The organism is Kribbella sp. (genome assembly GCF_035687465.1).
Lineage (GTDB): Bacteria > Actinomycetota > Actinomycetes > Propionibacteriales > Kribbellaceae > Kribbella.
This window is the reverse complement of sequence record NZ_DASRXP010000607.1, coordinates 1-18,640: the sequence shown is the minus strand read 5'-3', so window position 1 is coordinate 18,640 and position 18,640 is coordinate 1. Positions and strand designations below refer to the sequence as shown.

Here is an 18,640-nt window from a genome sequence, read left to right as displayed (position 1 = left end):
TGCTAGTCGTGGTGAGGTGAGTCAAGGGCGCTTCGCGGCCCTTCGGGCTCGAACGAGTTCGACCCTTGACACACCTCACCGCGACCAGGGAAGGACGCAGCTACGCCCGGAGCCGCTGAGAAGTACGGCCACAATTCAGGGAATTGCGTCGGGGGGTGCCGCTCGGGTAGTCCGCTGGGGGTGGCAGACGGCATCCCTCGGGCCGACCGGGGCGAATGCGGCCGGCAGGACGAAGGCCCGGACCTCCACCACTCAGCAACCTCCCGCCGGTGCCCCCGCCGGAGCGGCTCCACGCCTGCGCCGACGCCCGGCCGGGAGATTCCGGTGCCTGGCGGGAAGGTTACTGAGTGCTGGACGTCCGGGCACCCCCTGCCGAACCACCTAGCGGAACGAACACACCACCAGGCGGACCAACCGGTGAACCACCCGGCCGATAGCCGGCTGTCCGGCCGATGCCGCCCTACAGACCGGCATCGGTCCAACGTGCCGGCATCCGACCGGACGGGCCTACCGATAGCGGGTTGTTGGACCGATAGCGCCCAGTAGACCGGTATCGGTCCCACAAGCCGGCAGCCGGCGGAACCGCGCCACTGCTCGACGCAAGGCCGACCGCCCGGCCCCATCCAGACCTACAGAACCCGCCGATCCCACCCGGGAAACCGGTTACTGGGCAGGGTTCTGCCGAGTTCTGTAGGTCCGGGTGGGGCCGCCCCCCGGAAACCCACGATTGAGCGTCGGCTCACCCCCCGCTCGGTGTGGTTACCGCACGGTGTGGTGGTTAGCCCACTGTCAGAACAGTGGGCGAACCCCACCAGAAGGAGTTATCCCCCCGCTTCTACACCGAACCACCCGGGCGAACGGAATCTCCTGGATGCAGCTCACACGTCAGCGCGGATCCGCGTAGCTGCGTCCTTCCCTGGCCGAGGTGCTGGGTGTCAAGGGTCGAACTTGTTCGAGCCCGAAGGGCCGCGAAGCGCCCTTGATACCCAGCACCTCGGCTAGCACACTCCCGCAGCGGAGACCGCGCAACCACACTGCCAATGCCCCGGGCAACCACATCACCAATGCACCCGTCGCAACCACATCACCAATGCAGCGACGCAACCACGGTCGTCGACCGACCTGCGATATGAACCCAGCCGTACATCTGCCAGCAGCAACTACCAGCTGCGGTGTCCGACGAACCCGATGGGTGGACGGCTTGCGGGTACGTCGAAACCTCGAGCAGCTGATCAGGCGCCGGGGTGCTGCCCTATCGAGCACGAGGTTCGGTCCTGGGGTGGCGCCAACGGGGCTGTTGCCGTGGGCATCGGTTTCGTAGGGTCCGGCCATGACATCGGGGAGGCCTACGGTTTCGTGGTCTGTACCGAGGGCCGCTCCACGACTCCTTGTCCGGCGGTCATCGAGGCGAAACTAACTGTTCAGTTGAAAAGGTGGGGGTCAGCGTGTTGTCTGGGTCGAAACGATCTGGAGGAACACCTGATGGAAATCGGTTTGCAGATCCCTGACTTCACCTGGCCGAACGGGGCGCCCGCGCTCGGGCCCGAACTAGCGGCCGTCGCGAGCACGGCGGACAAGGCCGGCTTCGGCTACCTCGCGGTGATGGATCACTTCTTCCAGATCCGCGGGGTCGGTCCGGCGGATCACGACATGCTCGAGGCCTACACCACCCTGGGTTTCCTGGCCGCGCACACCGAGCGGGCGAAGCTCTTCACCCTGGTCACCGGGGTGCACTACCGCGAGCCCGGCCTGCTCGCCAAGGCGGTGACCACGCTCGACGTGCTGTCCGGTGGGCGCGCGATCGTCGGCATCGGCGCCGGCTGGAACGAGGACGAGTCGCGCGGGCTCGGCTTCCCGTTCCCGCCCGTCACCGAGCGGTTCGAGCGTCTCGAGGAGACGATCAACTACCTGCTGCAGATGTGGTCCGATGACGACGGGCCGTTCGAGGGCAAGCACTACCAGGCAGAGCGGTTGCTGAACGTCCCGCAGGTGCTGTCCAAGCCGCACCCGCCGATCATGGTCGGCGGTGGTGGTGAGAAGAAGACCTTGCGCCTCGTCGCGAAGTACGCGCAGTCCTGCAACCTCTTCAACACCCCTGAGCTCGAGCACAAGCTCGAGGTGCTCAAGCAGCACTGCGAGACAGAGGGCCGCGACTACGACGAGATCACCAAGACCGTCTACCAGATCCTCGACACCGGTGAGAACGGCGAGAAGACCGCGCAACTGATCGACGAACTCGGCCGGCTGCACAACCTCGGTTTCGCCGTCGCCATCGGCGCCGCACCCCGGATGCCGCAGCTCGACGTCCTGGAGCGGATCGGCGCCGACGTCATCCCCGTCGCAGCGAAGTTCTGACGGCGCCGACCACTCAACCGGCAATGATGGTCACCCGGCGATGACGGCGGCTCCGAGGCGGCCGCCGTCCACGTCGAGGACGGTGCCGTGGACGAATGCGGCCTCGTCGCTCGCGAGGTAGACCGCTGCGTGGGCGACTGCTTCCGGTGCGCCGATCGCGCCGTACGGCGTGCCGGCCATCATCGCGGCGGCCGGATGGTTCAGGTCGGTGTGGACTACGCCGGGGGAGATGGCGTTGACCCGCACTCCGGATGAGCCGAACTCGGCCGCCCACGCCCGCGTCAGGGTCTCGAGTGCGCCCTTGCTCGCGGCGTACACGGCGCCGATCGGGATCCCGAGCCGGGCCACCCACGAGCCGAGGTTGACGATCGCGCCGCCACCGGCCGCCACCATCGCCGGGGCGATCGCCGCGGTCAGGAAGTACGGCGACTTCACGTTCACCGCGTACACCTGGTCGAAGGTCTCCTCGTCGGTCTCCGTCGTCAGGCCGCCGTCGATCGCGCCGGCGTTGTTCACCAGTACGTCGATCCGTCCGCCGAGCAGGCGGGTGGCTTCCTCGGCCAGGTTGTTCGCGGCGGCCTTGGAACCGTCCAGGTCGACCGCGACGAAATCCGCCTGGCCGCCGGCGGCACGGATCTCCGCCACCACCTCGTCGCCGCGCTCCTTGTTGCGCCCCGCGACCACGACCTGAGCTCCCTGTGCCGCGAAGCCGACCGCGATCGCCCGGCCGATGTTGCTGGTGGCTCCGGTGACCAGAGCCTTCTTGCCCGCCAACCGCATAGCTGTTGCTCCTCGATGCTTGAAGAATGGACTGTCTAGTCCAAAGTAGCATTAAGAATGGACCGCTCGGTCCAGGAGGCCGATGATCCCGGAGCGCTAGGCTGCAGGGTATGGAGCGAGTGCTGACGGTCAAAGGTGCGGCGACCCGGCAACGGATCGTCGAGGGCGCCGCGCTGCTGATTCGCGAGCAGGGCGTGTCGAAGGTCGGGCTGGACGACATCCGTGCGGCCACCTCGACCAGCAAGAGCCAGCTGTTCCACTACTTCCCGGATGGCAAGGCCGACTTGATGCTGGCGGTCGCGAAGTACGAGGCAGGGCAGGTGATCGCCGAGCAGATGCCGATGCTGGGTGACCTGACCAGTTGGCGGAAGTGGCAGGCCTGGCGGCGCCGGGTGATCCAGATCTACGACGCGCAGCGGCAGAGCTGTCCGTTGTCCGCGTTGACGGCGCAGCTCGGGATGGCCGATCCGGCGACCCGGGAGATCGTGAAGAACCTGCTGGACGACTGGCACGGCTATCTCGCGTCAGGCGTCCAGGCGCTGAAAGCCTCCGGTGAGATCGACGGGGGAGTCGACGTGAACAAGGCGGCCACCTCGGTGCTGACCGCGGTCACGGGGGGCGCAGGCATGCTCCAGGCGACCGACCGGATCAGCTACCTGGAGGTTGCCCTGGCGGAAGCACTCGAGGGTATGCGCCGCCCGCGCCAACGGGTCTCAGCAGCCTGAGGCTACGGACGCTTTCCTTCCCGCCACTCGCGTTCGAACGGGAGGCGCCAGGCGCGGGGGGCGATCAGTTGGTGGATCGCGTTGGGTCCCCAGGTGCCCGGCGCGTACGGCTTGACCGGTGGCGGGTCCTCCAGGAGCAGGGTGGAGTTCTCCCAGAGGGACTCGATGCCTTCGGCTGTGGTGAAGAGGGTGTGGTCGCCGCGCATCGCGTCCAGGATCAGCCGCTCGTACGCCTCCAGCACGTCACCGGCCGACTCCGTCTCCTGCGTGGAGAACTGCATCGACAGCTTCTCCAGCCGCATCCCCGGACCGGGCCGCTTGCCGTAGAACGACAGCGAAACTCGTGACGAGTCCGCCAGGTCGAACGTCAGGTGGTCCGGGCCCTGCGACCCGACTCCGGATCCCGCCGGGAACATCGTCTTCGGCGCTTCCTTGAAGGCGATCGAGATGATCCGCATCCCCTCGGCCATCCGCTTGCCGGTGCGCAGGTAGAACGGCACGCCGGCCCAGCGCCAGTTGTCGATCCCGACCTTCATCGCGATGAACGTCTCGGTGTCCGAGTCCGGTGCGACCCCGTCCTCGGTGCGGTACCCGCCGTACTGGCCCCGTACCACGTCCTCGGGCTGGATCGGCAACATCGAGCGGAAGACCTTGTTCTTCTCCTCCGAGATGGCCCGGGGTTCCAGCGCGGTCGGTGGTTCCATCGCGACGAACGCGAGCACCTGCAGGACGTGCGTGACCACCATGTCCTTGAAGGCGCCGGTGGGTTCGTAGAAGGTGGCCCGCTGGTCCAGCCCGAGCGACTCCGGGATGTCGATCTGGATGTGGTCGATGAAGTTGCGGTTCCAGATCGGCTCGAACAGCCCGTTCGCGAACCGGAAGGCGAGGATGTTCTGCGCCGCCTCCTTGCCGAGGAAGTGGTCGATCCGGAAGATCTGCGCCTCGTCGAACGTCTCGTGCACGAAGTCGTTCAGCTCGATCGCGCTCTCCAGGTCGTCGCCGAACGGCTTCTCCATCACCACCCGGGAGCGCTCCACCAGGCCGGCGTCGCGCAGCATCGCGATCACTGATCGTGCCGCCTTCGGAGGCACCGACAGGTAGTGCAACCGCTGCACGTCGGGACCGAGCAGCGACTCCGCGTTCTTCACCACCTCGGCGAGTGCGGCCGGCCCGGCGGTGCTGGACACGTACTCGAGCCGGTCGGCGAACTGCGTCCACTCCTCGTCGGTGATCTTGTGCGTGCCGTAGGTGTCGATCGCGGTCCTCGCCCGGGCCCGGAAGTCCTCGGTGCTGAGTTCCTCCGTCGCAGTACCGACGATCCGTACGTCGGGCGCGAACCTCGACTGCTGCAGATACGCCAGACCGGGCAGGAGCTTCCGTTTGGCCAGATCACCGGTCGCCCCGAACAGCACGATCACGTGCGGCGCGAGCGGTTCCAGGTCCCGCCGCGACGGTCGCGCGCCGGGAGCGGGGTAGGCGATCGTCTGGGTACGGTCAGGCATGCTCGGTCCTCCCACGAAAGACAGCCGCGATCACGGCAACTCAGTGTAGGCAGGCGGCGAACTTCTACGGTGGGAGTGTCTGTTTCGGGCGGAGTCGTTCGTCGGTGGGGCAGAAGCGTGTCGAGGAGGAGCCTGTGAAGTACCTGTTGATGATCTGTGGGGACGAGACGGCCGCGGAGTACGCCGATGCCGGGTGTGACGGGTGGTCCGAGGAGATGACGGCCCGGGGCGTGATCCAGGGCGGAGCGGGTTTGCAGCCGCCGCACGAGGCGACCACGGTGCGGGTGCGGGACGACAACCTGCTGCTCACCGACGGGCCGTTCGCGGAGACCAAGGAGCAGATCGGCGGGTTCGTCCTGATCGACTGCGCGGACCTGGACGAGGCGATCGAGATCGCGGCGAAACACCCCGCGGCGGCGTACGGGACGATCGAGATCCGTCCGCTGTGGCAGCCGTAGCCGACCAGGTCGCCAAAGCATTCCGGGAGGAGTGGGGTCAACTGGTGGCGACCCTGATCCGGCTGACCGGTGACTGGGAGGTCGCCGAGGAGTGCGCCCAGGACGCGTTCGCGCTGGCGTTGCAGCGCTGGCCGCAGGACGGCGTACCGGATAAGCCCGGCGCCTGGCTGACCACCACCGCGCGCAATCGTGCGATCGACTGGCTGCGCCGCGAGGCGGTCGGCGCGGCCAAACTGCGGGAGGTGGCGGCCATGACGGACGAAGCGGAACCAGTCGGCGACGACGGCGGCGTACCGGATGATCGGCTGCGGTTGATGTTCACCTGCTGCCACCCGGCGCTGGCGATGGAGGTGCGGGTGGCGTTGACGTTGCGCACGCTGGCCGGGTTGAGCACGGCCGAGATCGCCCGGGCGTTCCTGGTGACCGAGCCGACGATGTCGAAGCGGCTGACCAGGGCCAAGCAGAAGATCATGCACGCGGGCATTCCGTACCGGGTGCCGCCGGCTCACCTGCTGCCGGAGCGGACGCCCGCAGTACTGGCTGTGCTCTATCTGTTGTTCAACGAGGGGTACTCCGCCACGGCTGGAGCCGACCTGATTCGCAGTGGGCTCAGCGGTGAGGCGATTCGGCTGGCGCGGCTGCTTGTTCACCTGATGCCCGACGAACCCGAGGCCGGCGGACTGCTTGCGCTGATGTTGTTCCACGATGCCCGGCGGGACTCGCGGACCACGGACGACGGCGAACTGGTCACGCTCGAGGACCAGGACCGGAGCCGCTGGGACAGAGAGCAAGTTGCCGAGGGCACCGTTCTGCTGGACGCCACTTTGCAGCGGGGGAGGCCCGGGCCGTATCAGGTGCAGGCCGCGATCGCGGCCTGTCATGCCACGGCAGCCCGCGCCGAGGACACCGACTGGGTGCAGATCGCGGGCCTCTACCGGCAGCTCGCCCGTTTCCAGCCCACCCCAGTGGTCGCCCTGAACCAGGCCGTGGCGATCGGTATGGCTGACGGCCCCGAGGTCGGCCTGAGGGTCCTTGACGACCTGGCGACCGGCCCACTGGCCGGCTACCACTTGCTGCCGGCAACGAGAGCCGACTTCCTCCGCAGGCTCGGTCGATCGGCCGAAGCGGCGCAGGCCTACCGGGAAGCGATTCAGCTCGCAAGTACAGATGCCGAGCGACGCTTCCTGCGCCGTCGCCTCGAAGAAGTTTCCTGATCGCTCTCGGCTAACGACTCAAACAGCGGCCGTTCCTCGGTGGGCGACGGGCTTGCTGACTCAAAGCAGGCGGCGGCGGAGCTGGGCGTGTTCGATCGCCGGTGGGGTGGCCTCGTAGTTGTCGGCCGGGTCCAGTTCGGTGCCGGGTGGGACGATCTCGTCGATCCGGTCGAGGATGTCGGCGGTCAGGTCGAGCTCGGCAGCGGGCAACAGGCTGTCAAGTTGCTCCTGGGTGCGCGGGCCGATCAGGACCGACGTCACCGCCGGATGCGCCCGGACGAACGCGATGGCCAGTTGCGGCAGCGTCATCCCGGCCTCGTCGGCGAGCGCGGTGAGCTTCCCGACCGCCGCGGCCTTGGCCTGGCCGGTCGGGCTGGAGATGTCATAGCTGGACGGCCTGGTCGACGCTCGGTGAGATGACGCCAGGTTCGCCCGGCCGGACAACCAGCCGCTGTTCAGCGGGCTGAAGGTGAGAACGCCGAGGTCGTACCGCTGGGCCACCGGGAAGACGGATGCTTCGGGGCGGCGGGTCAGGATCGAGTACATGCACTGCTCGGTCAGGAATCGATGCGTACTCCGGCGCTCGGCGGCCCACTGCGCTTCGACGATGGTCTCCGCCGGGAACATCGACGAACCGAACGCCCGGATCTTCCCTGCCTGGACGAGGTCGGACAGCGCGGACAACGTCTCGCCGACCTCGGTCTCGTGGTCCGGTCGGTGCAGTTGGTAGAGGTCGAGGTGGTCGGTGCCGAGCCGGCGCAGGCTGTTCTCCACGGATCGGGTGATCCACCGGCGGGAGGCGCCGCGCTGGTTGGGGTCCTCACCCATCGGCAGGCCGAACTTGCTCGCCAGTACGACGTCGTCGCGGCGCGCCTTGATCGCAGTACCGACGATCTCCTCGGACTCGCCGGCCGAGTAGACGTCGGCGGTGTCGATCAGGTTGATGCCGGCGTCGAGGGCGCGATGGATGATCCGGACGGAGTCCTCGTGGTCCGGGTTGCCCATCGCGCCGAACATCATCGCGCCGAGGGCGATGTCACTGACCGAGATGCCGGTGGCGCCCAGAATTCTGCGGTGCATGAGATGGTGCCTTTCTGTTGGTCCTTCGATCACAGCACCGCCGGGCACCGGAGCGTGAGCCTGAAGCTGGCGCCGGCTTGCGCGATCCTGCCGACCTGGTGGGTTGACCCCGTGGGCGACACTGGGGGAGTGGATCTGCTCGACGAGCTTCGGACGCTGATCACCCGGCACGCCGTCGGGCAGCGCGGCCCCAGCCGGCGGCTGATCGACGGCGTCCAGGTCAGCCGGGTCGAAGAACCGTCGGGCCCGACTGCCGGAGTGCTGCAGCCATCGGTCACGATCGTTGCCTCGGGCATCAAGCAGACCTTCCTCAACGGTGTCGGCTACGAATATCGGGCCGGGCAGTTCCTGGTCACCTCGTTGGACCTGCCGGTGATCGGCCAGGCACTGAAGGCGAGTCCGGACGAGCCGTTCGTCGTGGTCAGCATCCGGCTCGACCCGATGGAGATCGCGCCGCTGCTGCTCGAGACGCCGGCCCGGCCACCGCAGTACGGCGGTTTGGTGGTCAGCGACGCGACACCCGAGTTGCTGGATCCCGTCGTCCGGCTGCTGCGGATCGTCGACCGGCCCGAGGATGTCCGGGTGCTGGCGGCAGGGATCCGGCGCGAGATCCTGTGGCGTTTGCTCACCGGTGAACAGGGCGCACTGGTCCGCCAGATCGGGCTGGCCGACGGCATGCTCGCTCACATCTCGCGCGCGATCCGCTGGATCCGCCGCCATCACAGCGAGCCGCTCCTGGTGGCAGACCTGGCCGAGCTGGCCGGCATGAGCTCCTCGACCTTCCACCGGCACTTCCGGGCCGCGACCTCGATGACGCCGATCCAGTTCCAGAAGCAGATCCGCATGCAAGAAGCCAGGATCCTGCTCCGGACCCAAGCTCTCACGGCGGCCGAAGTCGCTTACCAGGTTGGCTATACGAGCCCCGCTCACTTCACCCGCACCTACCACCAAGCTTTTGGCCGAACCCCGGGGGAAGACCGAACTCTTCCCTGAGCGAGCACGGAAATTTCATCTCTCAGACGGTGGCAGAGCGTCTCTGAGGTGCTACAACCGGTGAATGCGCAAACTGGGGATCATCTTCGCGGCGGCGCTGACCGCCCTGCTCATTCCGCTTCAGGCCCAAGCTGTCACCGGTTGGAGGATCGTCGGATCCGACAACGCCCGGCCGCTCGACGAAGGCCAAGGACTGGCCACGGTGACTCGGGGTGGCAGTACGGCGTACCGCTACACCGGCACCGCGACCGTTCCTCTCGACCTGTTGCTCGGTGGCTGGAACCACGTCGGCGATCCAGGTGCCGCCGGTGGCTGGTACGTGGAGCCCTATCAGCGTGACGACCGGGGCGCGAAGCTGTTCCGGGTGCAGGCGCCGGACGGCAAGTGGGCCAACTACAAGCACGCACTGGAGTCCTGGGAGGCCAACAACAACAGCTTCGCCGCGGTGTCGCCCGATCTGCGCTGGATGGTGAGCGGCGAGTGGGGAACGATGGACCGGCTGCTGGTGATGCCGATGCCCGGCGTCGCCGCCACCAACCCGGCGCAGAACCTGCCGTACGCCTCGGCGATCCGGCTGAACCACCAGGTCCGCGACATCCAGGGCTGCGACTTCGTCACCGCGACACAACTGCTCTGCGCCTCCGACGACCCCGCCGGAACCCTGTTCGGTACTACGAAGCTACTGCTGCAGGTGGATCTGTCCGGGCCGGTCGGTAGCGCCGATGTCACCGGAACGGTCACGTCACTCGGCCAACTACCGCTGCAGAGCGGCTGCACCGGCGACTTCGAGGTCGAAGGCATCGACTACTACGAGCCGGACGGCACCCTCCGCGTCATCGTGCTGTCCCCGGGCGCCTGCATCGCCCTCGACAGCAAGACCTACCGCTTCCAGCGCTGAGCCCAGCCGCACAAAAGCCCGTGACCAGCTTGGTCACCGGCTTTGTCATCGTGCGCCCCCGGCAGGATTCGAACCTGCGCACCCGCCTCCGGAGGGCGGTGCTCTATCCCCTGAGCTACGGGGGCTCAGGAACGAGCGAAACAGTACCAGGGAATGCGGTAAGGGCCCGAATTGGGGGAGACCCTGAACAGCCCCCGGTTCCCGTGCGCGTCGGGATCGTCAGGTGGGTGGACGACGTCATAGTGGAAGTGAGTCCAACGCTGAAAGGAAATCAGACCTGATGGCTACCACCTTGGTCCGTCCGTCCCACGGTCGCTGGATCGGCGGGGTGTGTGCCGGCCTGGCGCGTCGGTTCGGCATCTCTCCGAACACGATGCGGCTGATCTTCGTGATCAGCTGCATCCTGCCCGGCCCGCAGTTCCTGATCTACATCGTGCTCTGGGTGCTGATGCCGTCCGAGGACTGACGTGAAACCCTGCTCCCTGTGAAGCGGCGCGGGGTGAGTGCGATGACGGTCGCCCTGGTCTGCCTGCTCCCCGTGGTGAGCGGCTGCCAGGTCGGCCCGGCGCCGCCCGGACCCGCGGAGATCCGGTCCGGGCCACCGCCGTGGGACGCGCCGCGCGACGCCGTCTCGTACATCGAGAAGGCGGGCTTCGAGCGGTTGCCCCTCGATTTCAGCGGGCCGATGCCGTACACGGTGAAGCTGTCGGTCACGGTCGACGGGAGCGCAGTACAGATCCCGGCTGGCATCGGCGTGGACCGGGTCCGCGCCGAGCAGGCCGCGGTCCACACCCACACGGCCGACGGCCTCCTGTACGTCGAGGCCAAAACAAAGGCAGAACGCCCCACCCTCGAACAGTTCTTCGAACTCTGGGGCGTCCGGTACGACGCCAAATGCCTCGGCGACGCCTGCTCCACCCTCACAGTCCTGGTCAACGGCAAACTCGCTCCCTGGGACACCAAACTCCCCCGCGAAAGCGTCATCCAGGTATCAGCCACGCACTGACCACGGAAAGTGGCAGGATGCTGGCAGCGCGTTGTACGGCGGGCCTACCTGACCGCCCCGTGAGCGGCTGCCAGAAACGATAGCGTTGATAGCACTGACAGCAGTGGAGGTGGCGGATGGCGGTCGGGGCCGAAGACGAGCCCGAGGACATCCTGGCGAGGTTGCGCGAGAGTGCCGCCGAACTCGGTGGAGTCGATCTGGACATCCCGCCGCGGACCGGCCAGCCCCGGGTGGTGGAGTTCGACGAGTGATCGTCGTACCGGGCTGTGGATGGTGGGTCAAGGGGGTGGGGTGGTGACCATTAGGCTGGGTCGGTGACTCCGGAACAGCTCGCTGAGAAGATCTTGCAGGCCCTGGCTGCGCTCGTCGATGACGGGACCATTGCCGTCGAGGGCGGGTTGCCGCGTGAGCTGAAGGTCGAGCGGCCCAAGAACCCCGAGCACGGGGACTACGCGACCAACGTCGCCATGCAGCTCGGGAAGCGGTCGAGCCTGGGGAATCCGCGCCAGCTCGCGGAGTTGCTCGCCGCCAAGTTGCAGGACGACGAGGCCGTTACGGCCGTGGAGATCGCCGGCCCGGGGTTCATCAACATCCGGGTGGCGGCCGATGCCCAGGGCAAGATTGCCGCGGCGATCCTGGACGCCGGAGCGGAGTACGGGGGTAGTGACTCGCTCAAGGGACAGGCGATCAACCTCGAGTTCATCTCGGCCAACCCGACCGGTCCGCTGCACCTCGGGCACACCCGCTGGGCCGCCGTCGGCGACGCGCTGGCCCGGGTGCTGGCCAAGGCCGGCGCGGTGGTGACCCGGGAGTTCTACGTGAACGACCGCGGTGCCCAGATGGACAAGTTCGGCGCCTCGCTGAAGGCGGCTGCGCACGGCCAGCCGATCCCCGAGGACGGCTACCACGGCGAGTACATCAACGACCTGGCCGCGCAGATCGTCGCCGACATCCCGTCCATCATGATGCTGCCGGACGCCGAGCAGAGCGTGGCCTTCCGCGAGGCCGGGTACGAGCGGCAGCTCAAGGAGCAGCAGAGCCAGCTCGAGCACTTCCGGACCAACTTCGACGTCTGGACGTCCGAGCGCAGCCTGCACGAGCAGGACGGCGTCGGTCACGCGATCGAGAAGCTGCGCGAGCAGGGCCACCTGTACGAGGCCGACGACGCGCTCTGGATGCGCACCACCGACTTCACCGACGACAAGGACCGGGTGCTGATCCGGTCCAACGGCGAGCCGACGTACTTCGCCTCCGACGCCGCGTACTACGTGAACAAGCGCGATCGCGGCTTCGAGGTCTGTATCTATCTGCTCGGCGCGGACCACCACGGCTACGTGAACCGGCTCAAGGCGATCGCGGCCTGCGCCGGGGACGACCCCGAGCACAACATCGAGATCCTGATCGGCCAGCTGGTGAAGATCCTCAAGAACGGCGAGGAGATGAAGCTGTCCAAGCGGGCCGGCACCATCGTCACCCTGGCCGAGCTGGTCGAGGAGAGCGGCGTCGACCCGCTGCGGTACACGCTGTGCCGCTACCCGGTCGACTCCCCGCTGACGCTGGACATCGAGGAGATGACCCGGCAGGTCAGCGAGAACCCGGTGTACTACGTGCAGTACGCGCACGCCCGGCTCGCCTCGATCCTGCGCAACGCGGACGACCTCGGCATCAAGCTGGACGAGTTCGACCCCGGACTGCTCAGCCACGAACGCGAAGGCGACCTGCTCCGGGCGCTGGCCGACTTCCCCCGGGTGGTCGCCACCGCGGCCGAGTTGCGGGAGCCGCACCGGGTCGCCCGCTACCTGGAGGACACCGCCTCGGCGTTCCACAAGTTCTACGACAGCTGCCGGGTGCTTCCGCGCGGCGACGAGGAGGTCGAGCCGGTGCACAAGGCCCGCCTGACCCTGGTCGGCGCCACCCGGACCGTGCTCGCCAACGGGCTGGACCTGCTCGGCGTCTCCGCACCGGAGCGGATGTGAGGGCGCACGAGGCGGGCACTCTGCACGCCGACATCGGGCACAAGGCGCCGCCGTGGCTGCGAGCACCCCGTGATGCCAACGACCTGGTTCCCTCGCTGTGGTCGTTCACCGCCAAGAAGAACGGTGAAGGAGCCCTCGAGGTCGGCGGCGTCGACGTACGGGAGCTGGTGGCGGAGTACGGCAGCCCGGCGTACGTGCTGGACGAGGACGACTTCCGGGCCCGGGCGCGCGCTTTCAAGCGCGGTTTCAAGGACTTCGACGTGTACTACGCCGGCAAGGCCTTCCTCTGTACGACGGTGGTCCGCTGGGTGATGGAGGAGGGACTCAACCTCGACATCTGTTCAGGAGGGGAGCTCGCGGTCGCCCTCCGCGCCGGCGCCGACCCCAAGCGGCTGGCGTTCCATGGCAACAACAAGTCCGTGCAGGAGCTGGCGCGCGCGCTCGACGCCGGGATCGGCCGGATCATCGTGGACTCCCACGACGAGATCTCCCGGCTGGTCGAGCTGGCCGCCGAGCGGAACGTCGTCGCCCCGGTGATGATCCGGGTCACCACCGGCGTCGAGGCACACACGCACGAGTACATCGCGACCGCGCACGAGGACCAGAAGTTCGGCTTCTCGATCAGCTCCGGCGCGGCGTGGGAAGCTGTTGCCCGGGTCAACGAAGTCTCCGAGCTCGAACTGCTCGGACTGCACTCGCACATCGGTTCGCAGATCTTCGACTCGTCCGGGTTCGAGGTGGCCGCCAAGCGCGTGATCGCCTTGCACGCAAGGGTTTCCGACGAGCTCGGGGTGGACATGCCGGAGCTGGACCTCGGTGGAGGTTTCGGCATCGCCTACACCACCCAGGACGACCCGTCCGATCCGGCGCAGCTCGCCACCGAGATGGGCAAGATCGTCGAGCACGAGTGCCGGGCGTTCGAGGTCGACGTGCCCAAGGTGTCGATCGAGCCGGGCCGGGCGATCGTCGGACCGGCCGTCTGCACCGTCTACACGGTCGGCACGGTCAAGGAGGTCCAGTTCGACGCGGGCGCCTCGCGCACCTACGTCTCCATCGACGGCGGGATGAGCGACAACATCCGCACCGCCCTGTACGACGCTGACTACTCCTGCACGCTCGCGAACCGGTACTCCGAGTCCGATCCCACGCTGGCTCGGGTGGTCGGTAAGCACTGCGAGTCCGGCGACATCGTCGTGAAGGACGAGTTCGTGCCGGCCGACGTCACCCCCGGCGACCTGATCGCCGTTCCGGGCACCGGCGCCTACTGCCGTTCGATGGCGAGTAACTACAACCACGTGCCGCGGCCGCCGGTGATCGCGGTGAAGGACGGCCGGACCCGCGTCGTCATCCGTCGTGAGACAGAGGACGACCTGCTGAGCTTGGACATGGGGGCCGAATGAACAAACCATTGAAGGTCGCGCTACTGGGCTGTGGCGTGGTCGGCACCGAGGTGGTCCGGATCCTCACCGAGCAGGCCGAGCACCTCGCCGCCCGGGTGGGCGCCCCGCTGGAGATCGCCGGCATCGCCGTACGCCGGGCCGGCCGCGAGCGGGACATCGCCGTCGACCCCGCCCTCATCACCACCGACGCCCAGGCACTGGTCGCCCGCGGTGACCTGGACCTGGTGATCGAGGTGATCGGCGGGATCGAGCCCGCCCGCAGCCTGATCCTGACCGCCCTCGAGAACGGCGCCTCGGTGGTCACGGCGAACAAGGCCCTGCTCGCCGAGGACGGCCCGACGCTGTTCGCTGCCGCCGAGAAGTACGAGCGCGACCTGTACTTCGAGGCCGCCGTCGCCGGGGCGATCCCGATCCTGCGGCCGCTGCGCGAGTCGCTGGCCGGTGACGACGTGACCCGGGTGATGGGCATCGTCAACGGCACCACGAACTTCATCCTGGACAAGATGGACTCGACCGGCGCCGGGTTCGACGAGGCGCTCGAGGAGGCCCAGGCCCTCGGCTACGCGGAGGCTGATCCGACCGCCGACATCGAGGGTTTCGACGCGGCCGCCAAGGCGGCCCTGCTGGCGAGTTTGGCCTTCCACACCAGGGTTTCCATCGCCGATGTGCATCGCGAGGGCATCACCGAGGTGTCCGCCACGGACATCGCCTCGGCCCGTGAGATGGGCTGCGTGGTGAAGTCGCTGGCGATCTGCGAGCTGGACGAGGCGACCGACTCGGTCAGCGCGCGGGTCTATCCGGCGATGATCCCGCTGACCCATCCGCTGGCCTCGGTCCGGGACGCCTACAACGCCGTCTTCGTGGAATCCAAAGCGGCCGGTCAGCTGATGTTCTATGGTCGTGGTGCCGGCGGCGCCCCGACGGCCAGTGCTGTCCTCGGGGATCTGGTGTCCGCCGCGCGCAACCGGCTCAAGGGCGTGCCGGGGGTCGGCGAGTCGTCGTACACCCAGCGGGCCGTGCGGCCGATGGGCGACGCGATGACCCGCTACCACGTGTCGCTCGACGTGGCCGACAAAGCCGGTGTACTGGCGGCGGTGGCGCTGGCGTTCTCCGAGCACGGCGTGTCCATCCAGACCGTCCGCCAGGAGGGCCGGGGTAGTGACGCGCAGCTCGTGGTGGTCACCCACACCGCCACCGACGCGGCGTTGTCCGCGACCGTGGAATCCCTGCGCACCATGGACATCGTCCGCGAAGTCAGCAGTGTCATGCGGGTAGAAGGAGACTGAACGATGCCCCAGCAGCGACCTCATCAATGGCGAGGCGTGATCGAGGAATACCGGGACCGGCTGCCAGTTTCGGCGGACACTCCCGTGGTCACGCTTGGCGAGGGCGGTACGCCGCTGGTGGCCGCGCAGTGGCTGTCCGAGCAGACGAAGTGCGAGGTCTGGCTCAAGGTCGAGGGCAACAACCCGACCGGCTCGTTCAAGGACCGCGGCATGACCGTGGCGATCTCCCTGGCCGCGCAGGCGGGGGACAAGGCCGTCGTCTGTGCCTCGACCGGGAACACCTCCGCCTCGGCGGCCGCGTACGCAGTACGGGCTGGGCTGTTGCCGCTTGTACTGATCCCGGCCGGGCGGATCGCGAAGGGCAAGCTGGCGCAGGCGATCGTGCATGGTGCGCAGCTGGTCACGATCGACGGCGGCTTCGACGACTGTCTGCGGATCGTGCGTGAGCTGGGCAAGCACTACCCGGTCGCGCTGGTGAACTCCGTGAACCCGGTCCGGCTGGAAGGCCAGAAGACCGCCGCCTTCGAGGTGTGCGACGCGCTCGGCGATGCTCCGGACCTGCACGTGCTCCCGGTCGGCAACGCGGGCAACATCGCGGCGTACTGGAAGGGCTACCAGGAGTACAAGAAGGACAAGCTGGCCTCGCGGACGCCGCGCATGTGGGGTTTCCAGGCCGAGGGCGCCGCGCCGATCGTGCGGGGCGCGATCGTGGAGAGGCCGGAGACCGCGGCGACCGCGATCCGGGTCGGCAACCCGGCGTCCTGGACGCTGGCCGAGGACGCGCGGGACGAGTCGGGCGGTCTGATCGAGGCTGTCACTGACGACCAGATCCTCGACGCCCAGCGCGAACTCGCTGCCAGGGAAGGCGTTTTCGTCGAACCAGCGTCCGCCGCGGGGGTCGCCGGCCTACTCGCCCTGAAGGCCGCGGGCCGCGTCGACGGCGGCCAGACCGTGGTCATCACCGTCACCGGTCACGGCCTCAAGGACATCGACACCGCGCTGGCGCACGCCAAGCCGCACGAGACACCTGTGACACCCGCGGACACGGACGCGGTGGCGCGCGTAGCCGGGCTGGTGTGACTTGGGCACCGTCCGGGTGCGGGTGCCGGCGACCAGTGCGAACCTCGGGCCCGGCTTCGACACGTTCGGTCTCGCGCTCACCCTGTACGACGAACTGACCGTCACCCCGGGTGGTTCCGGCGTCACCATCGAGGTGATCGGTCCGGGCGCGGGCGAGGTCCCGACCGATGAGTCACACCTGGTGGTCCGCGCGATCCGGGCCGGGCTGGAGTCGCTCGGTGCAGCTGTGCCCGGTTTCACACTGCGCTGTGAGAACCGGATCCCGCACGGCCGCGGCCTCGGTTCGTCCTCGGCCGCCATCGTCGGCGGACTCGGGGCCGCCTACGGACTCGCCGGTACGCCGATCGACCGGGACCACGTGGTCTCGCTGGCTCATGAGCTCGAGGGACACCCGGACAACGTGGCGGCCAGTGCGCTCGGTGGATTCACCATCGCGTGGACCGAAGCGGACAAGGGCAGGGCGGTCCGGCTGGACCCGGTGGACGGGTTGACCGCAGTCGCTTATGTGCCGGACACGCGGGTGCTGACGAAAGAGGCTCGCGGGTTGCTGCCGAGCGCAGTACCGCATGCTGATGCGGCGGCCAATGCAGGCAAGGCGGCTCTGTTGGTCGCTGCCCTCACCAGCCGGCCCGAGTTGCTGCTGACGGCGACAGAGGACCTGCTGCACCAGGAATACAGGCAGCCGGTGATGCCTGAGAGCCTCGCCCTGGTGCACAAACTGCGGGGGAGCGGACTGCCTGCTGTGGTCAGTGGGGCAGGCCCCACGGTGCTGGTGTTGGGCAGCCCAGGTGCGACCTCTCCGGACGCCGCGCCGGACGGGTGGACGCGGTACGAGTTGGGCATAGATCCAGTCGGCGTACAGGTCTGGTCCGCACAGGCGGGCTAGCCGGATCAGGGGAGCTGGAATTATTCATTTCGGACACGCGTTATACCCCTCGAGTGACCAGACTGACCCTCAGTGGTGCTAGTCTCGGACTCACCCGATCCCCTCCAGGTGATCGGCGAACTCTCGCCGCATTCCGGCTGTGCTCCCGGCACCCAGGTGTACGTGGCGACCTTCTTCCCAGTGAATGAGCTTGCGCCGCCTGCGCCGGAGATTTCCGGGGGGAAACCGGATTTCAGCGAGAGCCTCTTGTACCCACGTCACCACGCCGTCCAATCGAGTCTGCGTCGGTCGTGGGTGATGATTCCGGGCGATGACCTGAGGACATCGTCCATCCGTGTGGGAAGGACCTCACGTGACAGAAACTGTTGAAGCCTCCAGTGGAGCCGGCACCACGCGTCGGCGCAAGGCTGGTGGCGGCCTCGAAGGCATGCTGCTCCCCGAGCTCAAGCAGCTCGCCGGGACGCTCGGCATCAAGGGCACCGGCGCACTGCGCAAGGGCCAGCTGATCGAGGCGATCAAGGCTGCCCAGACGGGTGGTGGCTCGGCGGGCGGTTCCCGTTCCCGGGCGAGCCAGCCGACCCTGGACGAGGCGGCCGTGGAGCCGGCGGCCGCGAAGGCTGCCGCTCCGGCCACGGAGGCACCGCAGCGGACCGGCAGTCGCCGGACGCGTGCTGCCGCCGGGCAGAACGGCGCTGCCGAAGAGAGCAGCGCGCCAGTCGTCGACACCCAGTCGACGCCCCCCGCGGCCGTGCAGGTCGCCCAGAACGGCGCGGCCGACAGCCACGCGGCTCAGAACGGTGCGGCTCACGCAGACGTGACGCAGGCCCCTGAGCAGGACAACCGGTCCGAGCAGGACAACCGGTCCGAGGACCGCAGCGACGACCGCGGCAACCGTGGCGAGGGCAACCGGGACCGCAACCGCGCCCGGGACAACCAGCGCACCGAGAACCGCGAAGGCTCCCGTGAGGGGCCGAACCGCGAGCAGAACCGCGACAACCGTG

The 18,640-nt window shown here is 68.1% G+C and carries 18 protein-coding genes and 1 tRNA gene; 15 read left to right on the top strand and 4 right to left on the bottom strand.

The features are described from left to right. Window positions 1–1,482: 1,482 nt before the first annotated feature. Window positions 1,483–2,355 (top strand): LLM class F420-dependent oxidoreductase, encoded by an 873-nt coding sequence (locus VFG33_RS32185; protein ID WP_325056759.1) that lies wholly within the window; start codon window positions 1,483–1,485, stop codon window positions 2,353–2,355. Window positions 2,356–2,385: 30 nt separating this feature from the next. Here VFG33_RS32185 and VFG33_RS32180 read toward each other — a convergent pair whose 3' ends face one another. Beyond that, the gene (locus tag VFG33_RS32180; RefSeq protein ID WP_325056758.1) at window positions 2,386–3,135 is read right to left on the bottom strand and encodes an SDR family NAD(P)-dependent oxidoreductase; all 750 of its coding nucleotides are present in this window, start codon (window positions 3,133–3,135) and stop codon (window positions 2,386–2,388) included. Between the two features lie 110 nt (window positions 3,136–3,245). On the opposite strand from VFG33_RS32180, the gene VFG33_RS32175 reads away from it, so the two are divergent. Then, complete coding sequence (locus VFG33_RS32175) at window positions 3,246–3,860, top strand: TetR/AcrR family transcriptional regulator (protein WP_325056757.1); 615 nt, start codon at window positions 3,246–3,248, stop codon at window positions 3,858–3,860. Window positions 3,861–3,862: 2 nt separating this feature from the next. Here the strand turns inward: VFG33_RS32175 and zwf are convergent, their stop codons facing one another. Continuing rightward, the gene (gene zwf / locus VFG33_RS32170; RefSeq protein WP_325056756.1) at window positions 3,863–5,362 is read right to left on the bottom strand and encodes a glucose-6-phosphate dehydrogenase; all 1,500 of its coding nucleotides are present in this window, start codon (window positions 5,360–5,362) and stop codon (window positions 3,863–3,865) included. Window positions 5,363–5,496: 134 nt separating this feature from the next. On the opposite strand from zwf, the gene VFG33_RS32165 reads away from it, so the two are divergent. Together VFG33_RS32165 and VFG33_RS32160 are read left to right on the top strand one after the other, a co-directional pair. Next, the gene (locus VFG33_RS32165; RefSeq protein ID WP_325056755.1) at window positions 5,497–5,820 is read left to right on the top strand and encodes a YciI family protein; all 324 of its coding nucleotides are present in this window, start codon (window positions 5,497–5,499) and stop codon (window positions 5,818–5,820) included. Next, a complete protein-coding gene (locus tag VFG33_RS32160; RefSeq protein WP_325056754.1) occupies window positions 5,808–7,034 on the top strand; it encodes an RNA polymerase sigma factor in 1,227 nt (408 codons plus the stop codon). Before VFG33_RS32165 ends, VFG33_RS32160 begins: the two co-directional genes overlap by 13 nt. A 60-nt stretch (window positions 7,035–7,094) precedes the next feature. On the opposite strand, the gene VFG33_RS32155 is transcribed toward VFG33_RS32160, so the two are convergent. Then, window positions 7,095–8,114: an aldo/keto reductase gene (locus VFG33_RS32155; protein WP_325056753.1), complete on the bottom strand. Its 1,020-nt coding sequence runs from the start codon at window positions 8,112–8,114 to the stop codon at window positions 7,095–7,097. Between the two features lie 54 nt (window positions 8,115–8,168). Between VFG33_RS32155 and VFG33_RS32150 the strand changes: the two genes are divergently transcribed. Together VFG33_RS32150 and VFG33_RS32145 are read left to right on the top strand one after the other, a co-directional pair. Further along, window positions 8,169–9,107: an AraC family transcriptional regulator gene (locus tag VFG33_RS32150; protein WP_325056752.1), complete on the top strand. Its 939-nt coding sequence runs from the start codon at window positions 8,169–8,171 to the stop codon at window positions 9,105–9,107. 64 nt (window positions 9,108–9,171) lie between these two features. Beyond that, entirely contained in the window at window positions 9,172–10,005 is an 834-nt protein-coding gene (locus VFG33_RS32145) for a hypothetical protein (RefSeq protein ID WP_325056751.1), read from the top strand. A gap of 53 nt (window positions 10,006–10,058) precedes the next feature. On the opposite strand, the gene VFG33_RS32140 is transcribed toward VFG33_RS32145, so the two are convergent. Beyond that, window positions 10,059–10,130 (bottom strand) — tRNA-Arg (locus tag VFG33_RS32140). A gap of 155 nt (window positions 10,131–10,285) precedes the next feature. Between VFG33_RS32140 and VFG33_RS32135 the strand changes: the two genes are divergently transcribed. From VFG33_RS32135 to VFG33_RS32095, 9 genes are all read left to right on the top strand, one after another. Further along, window positions 10,286–10,471 carry a PspC domain-containing protein gene (locus VFG33_RS32135; protein WP_325056750.1) on the top strand — a complete coding sequence of 62 codons (186 nt, stop codon included), beginning with the start codon at window positions 10,286–10,288 and terminating at the stop codon, window positions 10,469–10,471. 42 nt (window positions 10,472–10,513) lie between these two features. Further along, entirely contained in the window at window positions 10,514–11,011 is a 498-nt protein-coding gene (locus VFG33_RS32130) for a hypothetical protein (RefSeq protein WP_325056749.1), read from the top strand. Between the two features lie 116 nt (window positions 11,012–11,127). Then, window positions 11,128–11,262 carry a hypothetical protein gene (locus VFG33_RS32125; protein ID WP_325056748.1) on the top strand — a complete coding sequence of 45 codons (135 nt, stop codon included), beginning with the start codon at window positions 11,128–11,130 and terminating at the stop codon, window positions 11,260–11,262. Window positions 11,263–11,325: 63 nt separating this feature from the next. Continuing rightward, on the top strand, window positions 11,326–12,987 hold the full coding sequence (gene argS / locus VFG33_RS32120) for an arginine--tRNA ligase (RefSeq protein ID WP_325056747.1): 1,662 nt from the start codon (window positions 11,326–11,328) through the stop codon (window positions 12,985–12,987). Then, window positions 12,984–14,387, top strand: a complete 1,404-nt coding sequence (gene lysA, locus VFG33_RS32115) for a diaminopimelate decarboxylase (protein ID WP_325056746.1) — start codon at window positions 12,984–12,986, stop codon at window positions 14,385–14,387. The genes argS and lysA overlap by 4 nt, the downstream gene beginning before the upstream one ends. Then, a complete protein-coding gene (locus tag VFG33_RS32110; protein WP_325056745.1) occupies window positions 14,384–15,673 on the top strand; it encodes a homoserine dehydrogenase in 1,290 nt (429 codons plus the stop codon). Before lysA ends, VFG33_RS32110 begins: the two co-directional genes overlap by 4 nt. 3 nt (window positions 15,674–15,676) lie before the next feature. Beyond that, window positions 15,677–16,753 (top strand): threonine synthase, encoded by a 1,077-nt coding sequence (gene thrC, locus VFG33_RS32105; protein ID WP_325056744.1) that lies wholly within the window; start codon window positions 15,677–15,679, stop codon window positions 16,751–16,753. Window positions 16,754–16,775: 22 nt separating this feature from the next. Next, window positions 16,776–17,639, top strand: coding sequence for a homoserine kinase (gene thrB / locus VFG33_RS32100; RefSeq protein WP_325056743.1), 864 nt, complete (start codon window positions 16,776–16,778; stop codon window positions 17,637–17,639). A 352-nt stretch (window positions 17,640–17,991) separates the two neighbouring features. Continuing rightward, the coding region (locus VFG33_RS32095; RefSeq protein ID WP_325056742.1) for a Rho termination factor N-terminal domain-containing protein at window positions 17,992–18,640 on the top strand (649 nt) is incomplete at its 3' end.

What these genes read in the sequence shown, in the direction of transcription:
- VFG33_RS32185 (WP_325056759.1), top strand. Translation starts at nt 1,483, where the DNA reads ATGGAAATCGGTTTGCAGATCCCTGACTTCACCTGGCCGAACGGGGCG.
- VFG33_RS32180 (WP_325056758.1), bottom strand. Translation starts at nt 3,135, where the DNA reads ATGCGGTTGGCGGGCAAGAAGGCTCTGGTCACCGGAGCCACCAGCAAC.
- VFG33_RS32175 (WP_325056757.1), top strand. Translation starts at nt 3,246, where the DNA reads ATGGAGCGAGTGCTGACGGTCAAAGGTGCGGCGACCCGGCAACGGATC.
- zwf (WP_325056756.1), bottom strand. Translation starts at nt 5,362, where the DNA reads ATGCCTGACCGTACCCAGACGATCGCCTACCCCGCTCCCGGCGCGCGA.
- VFG33_RS32155 (WP_325056753.1), bottom strand. Translation starts at nt 8,114, where the DNA reads ATGCACCGCAGAATTCTGGGCGCCACCGGCATCTCGGTCAGTGACATC.
- VFG33_RS32145 (WP_325056751.1), top strand. Translation starts at nt 9,172, where the DNA reads ATGCGCAAACTGGGGATCATCTTCGCGGCGGCGCTGACCGCCCTGCTC.
- VFG33_RS32135 (WP_325056750.1), top strand. Translation starts at nt 10,286, where the DNA reads ATGGCTACCACCTTGGTCCGTCCGTCCCACGGTCGCTGGATCGGCGGG.
- VFG33_RS32130 (WP_325056749.1), top strand. Translation starts at nt 10,514, where the DNA reads ATGACGGTCGCCCTGGTCTGCCTGCTCCCCGTGGTGAGCGGCTGCCAG.
- VFG33_RS32125 (WP_325056748.1), top strand. Translation starts at nt 11,128, where the DNA reads ATGGCGGTCGGGGCCGAAGACGAGCCCGAGGACATCCTGGCGAGGTTG.
- VFG33_RS32110 (WP_325056745.1), top strand. Translation starts at nt 14,384, where the DNA reads ATGAACAAACCATTGAAGGTCGCGCTACTGGGCTGTGGCGTGGTCGGC.
- thrC (WP_325056744.1), top strand. Translation starts at nt 15,677, where the DNA reads ATGCCCCAGCAGCGACCTCATCAATGGCGAGGCGTGATCGAGGAATAC.